Annotated in this window: 3 protein-coding genes; 2 read left to right on the top strand and 1 reads right to left on the bottom strand. The window is 33.2% G+C overall.

Annotated elements, in window-relative coordinates; all coding sequences use genetic code 11:
- The first annotated feature begins 176 nt into the window (after positions 1–176).
- Complete coding sequence (locus tag JJE11_RS15755) at positions 177–509, top strand: hypothetical protein (protein WP_291637321.1); 333 nt, start codon at positions 177–179, stop codon at positions 507–509.
- Between the two features lie 93 nt (positions 510–602).
- Positions 603–2666 carry a thioredoxin domain-containing protein gene (locus tag JJE11_RS15750; protein WP_291637319.1) on the top strand — a complete coding sequence of 688 codons (2064 nt, stop codon included), beginning with the start codon at positions 603–605 and terminating at the stop codon, positions 2664–2666.
- Positions 2667–2728: 62 nt separating this feature from the next.
- Here JJE11_RS15750 and metK read toward each other — a convergent pair whose 3' ends face one another.
- Positions 2729–3904: a methionine adenosyltransferase gene (gene metK, locus JJE11_RS15745; RefSeq protein WP_291637317.1), complete on the bottom strand. Its 1176-nt coding sequence runs from the start codon at positions 3902–3904 to the stop codon at positions 2729–2731.
- Positions 3905–4200: the final 296 nt, after the last annotated feature.

Genomic DNA, 4200 nt, shown 5'->3' with positions numbered 1-4200 from the left:
TCCTCATTTGAGGAATATGATAGTTTAAAAGAAACCTATGACTTGATTTTTTCAGCTACAGCTTTTCATTGGATTAAACCAGAGGTTGGATATCCTAAAGCATATAATTTGTTAAAAAAAAACGGGGTAATAGCTGTTTTTGGCATCTATCATCTGTAATCGAACCCCAAACTGAGATGCTAATTGAAATAAGAAATATATATCGAAAGCTTGCCCCTGAGTTTGATGACTATTTAAGTTTAAATGAGGCCGAAGACTTACATAATTTTAGATTCTCAGAAATACAAACAAATAACCTGTTTGATAGACCAGTTTCCAGGATATACAGGTGGGATGATGAATACACTACGGAAAGGTACTTAAAATTAATCAATTCTTTCTCAAATTTTCATGATTTAGATAATAATAAGAAGAAAGCTATATTAGAAACCGTTGCAGATTATATAAACAGTAAGAATGGTAAAATAGTTGTTCCGCAGGAAGTAAGATTATATATGGCTAAGAAGTAATAAGGTTATATTACTTCTCTATTTTAAGAGACTTAAAGTAGTTACCTTGGGCATAATATCATTAATACATATTCGATAGGAGTTGTTGTAGCTATGACTAAATCCGATACTATTAAAGAAAATAGAAAACCAAATAAATTAATTAATGAAAAGTCTCCATACCTTCTGCAACATGCCCACAATCCAGTAAATTGGAATCCATGGGGAGATGAAGCCTTTGCAAAAGCAAAAGCAGAAGATAAACCAATTTTTCTTTCAATCGGCTATTCTACTTGTCACTGGTGCCACGTCATGGAAAAAGAATCATTTGAAAATGAAGAAGTAGCAGCTATTTTAAATAAACATTATGTAGCAATAAAGGTAGATAGGGAAGAACGTCCAGATATAGATAGTATTTATATGACAGTATGTCAAGCTTTAACTGGAAGTGGTGGATGGCCCTTAACTATTTTTATGACTCCAGATAAAAAGCCCTTTTATGCAGGCACTTATTTCCCTCTGCATCGTCGTCAAGGAATGCCGGGGATAATGGATATATTGAATTCTATAGCGCAGCAGTGGAATGAAAATAGCGAGGAGATTGTAGCATCTAGTGAAAAGATAGTAGATCATATAAAAAGCATGAATAAATTGATACACCGTGAAGAAATGGGAGAAGAAGAAATACATAATGCATATAAGAACTTCAAAAACGTATTTGATGAAAATTATGGTGGATTTGGAAGGTCTCCCAAGTTTCCTACACCTCATAACTTACAATTTTTATTAAGATATTGGAAAAATTATAATGAGCCTAAAGCCTTGAAAATGGTAGAAAAAACTCTAGAAGCTATGTACGAGGGAGGGATTTTTGATCACATTGGGTTTGGATTCTCAAGGTATTCCACAGATGAGAGATGGTTAATCCCTCACTTTGAGAAAATGCTATATGATAATGCACTTTTAGCGGAAGTTTATATTGAAGCGTTTGATGCCACGAGCAATATATTCTACAAACAGGTGGCGGGAAAAATATTCACTTATATACTCAGGGATATGATGTCTCAAGAGGGAGCTTTTTACTCAGCTGAAGATGCAGATAGTGAAGGAATCGAGGGTAAATATTATTCATTATCACTAAAGGAAGTAGAGTTAGTTCTTGGCGAGCAGCTTTATAAAACCTATTGTAAACATTACAATATAACAGTAGAAGGTAATTTTGAAGGACGGAATATTCCAAATCTCATTGGCAAAAAAAGTAGCGGAGCACTAGATGAAGATTTAGATTACAAACTAGAAGAAATGAGACAAAAGTTATTTGAATATAGAGAAAAGAGAATTCATCCATATAAGGATGATAAGATATTAACTTCCTGGAATGGACTCATGATTGCAGCTTTTGCGTACGGCGGGAGAATATTTGAAAATAGCAGTTATATTCAGCAAGCAGAAAAGGCAATGGACTTTATATTAAGTAACATGATTAATGATGAAGGAAGACTAATGGCTAGATATAGGGAGGGTGAAGTAGCTCATTTAGGATATTTAGAAGATTATGCGTTCATAGTTCATGCACTAATCGAACTATATGAAGCCACCTTTAATGTAAAATATTTAACTAAAGCAATAGAGCTTAATCAAAATATGCTTAAACTATTTAAAGATGAGGAGCAGGGCGGATTATTTCTATATGGAATTGACGGAGAGGAACTAATTGCTAGGCCTAAAGATATATATGATGGGGCGCTACCTTCTGGTAATTCGGTGGCTACTTTAAATATGCTAAGGCTTGCTAGATTAAGTGCTAACGGAGAGCTAGAAAATGAGGCATACGGACAATTTGAGGTTTTTGCCTCGAAGGTTAAAACTATAGAGAATGCCCATGCTTATTTTATGACCGCACTATTATATAGCAAGGTACCTGGCAAGGATATTATACTTTCCGGAAAAGAGATGGATAGCGATACTAAAGCTATGATTAAAGAAATTAATAGCACTTATCTCCCTTTTGATACAGTAGTTTTAAATACTGGGGATGAAGAATTAAATTCAATTAATTCTGAATTAAAAGCACACAGACCACTGCAAGGAAAAACTACTGCTTATATTTGTGAGAATTTTTCTTGTAAAGAACCCATTATTGATGTGCAAAAATTTTCAGATCATATTAGGGGATAAAAATATTTAGGAAGAGTTAGCAATCAGTAATTGCTAACTCTTCCTAAATCGTTTTGTGGGGCTTATAGATATTTTTTTATTTCGCATACTTTGTCCAATCTCTCCCAAGAAAGATCAATATCACTTCTTCCAAAATGCCCATATGCTGCGATTTGTCTAAATATTGGTTTTCTTAAATCTAAATCTCTAATTATAGCAGCGGGCTTTAAATTAAACACTTTTGTAATTATCTCTACAATTTTTTCATCGTCAATTATGCCTGTGCCAAAAGTATCTACCTCTATAGAAACTGGATTAGCTACACCTATAGCATAAGCTAATTGTATTTCTAATTTATCTGCAACTCCTGCAGCAACTAAATTCTTAGCTATCCATCTTGCGGCATATGAAGCAGATCTATCTACCTTTGTTGGATCTTTTCCTGAAAATGACCCACCACCATGTCTACCATAACCACCATAGGTGTCAACTATAAGTTTTCTACCTGTTAAACCAGAGTCTCCTTGGGGTCCTCCAATAACAAATCTACCTGTTGGATTAATATAATATTTAGTCTTTTCATCCAACAATTCCGGTGTTACTGTAGTCTTAATAACATGCTCTATTATATCTTTTTCAATAGTTTCATGGCGAGCGTCAGGATTATGTTGGGCTGAGATTACTATTGTGTCAATTCTAACTGGTTTATTATCTTTATATTCAACAGTTACTTGGGTTTTTCCATCAGGCCTTAGATAATTTAAAAGTTTATTTTTTCTAACCTCTGCTAATTTTTTTGCAAGTTTATGTGCCATGGATATAGCTAAAGGCATATATTCTTCTGTTTCATTTGTAGCAAATCCAAACATCATACCTTGATCTCCAGCTCCTATGGAATCTATTCCAGTTTGCTGACCTGTCTTTGATTCAAGACCTTCATTTACTCCCATAGCAATATCAGGTGACTGTTCATCAATAGAAGTTACAACAGCACAATTTTCGCTATCAAAGCCAAATTTAGCATCTGTATAACCAATTTCTTTAATAGTTTGCCTAACAATTTTAGGAATATCTACATAACAATTAGTGGATATTTCACCCATTACATTTACTATACCTGTAGTTACTGTAGTCTCACATGCAACCCTACCATTAGGGTCCAGTGCTAAAATAGCATCCAAAATTGCGTCGGATATTTGATCACATATTTTATCAGGATGACCCTCTGTTACTGATTCTGATGTAAACAATTTTCTCATTTTCTTATACCTCCAAAATATTTAGTATTACTTGAATTTCATATTTAGTAATTCTAATTTACTTATTATTATGATATGGAGTATTTGTAGTAACGGAACAATAATGACATTTATACAATGTTTTCATATTTGGGACATAATCAAAAACGGTATACTCGATGTTTGTCAAGAAGGTTGTCGTATAGAATTTTATATTCGATATTCCTATAATATATTTCAGAATTTTCAATCTATTTAATATATATATAATGCCAAGTTAAACTTAACGTTTTTTATACTATTTTTTCCATTTCAAC

Origin of the sequence: Clostridium sp. (assembly GCF_016650095.1) — a bacterium.
Classification (GTDB): domain Bacteria; phylum Bacillota; class Clostridia; order Clostridiales; family Clostridiaceae; genus Clostridium_AD.
Note: the sequence above shows the minus strand (reverse complement) of the source record. Positions and strands in the feature narration are given on the sequence as shown.

Bases quoted from the DNA above. Each gene is read 5' to 3' on its own strand.
- JJE11_RS15755 (WP_291637321.1), top strand. From the start codon at position 177: ATGCTAATTGAAATAAGAAATATATATCGAAAGCTTGCCCCTGAGTTT.
- JJE11_RS15750 (WP_291637319.1), top strand. From the start codon at position 603: ATGACTAAATCCGATACTATTAAAGAAAATAGAAAACCAAATAAATTA.
- metK (WP_291637317.1), bottom strand. From the start codon at position 3,904: ATGAGAAAATTGTTTACATCAGAATCAGTAACAGAGGGTCATCCTGAT.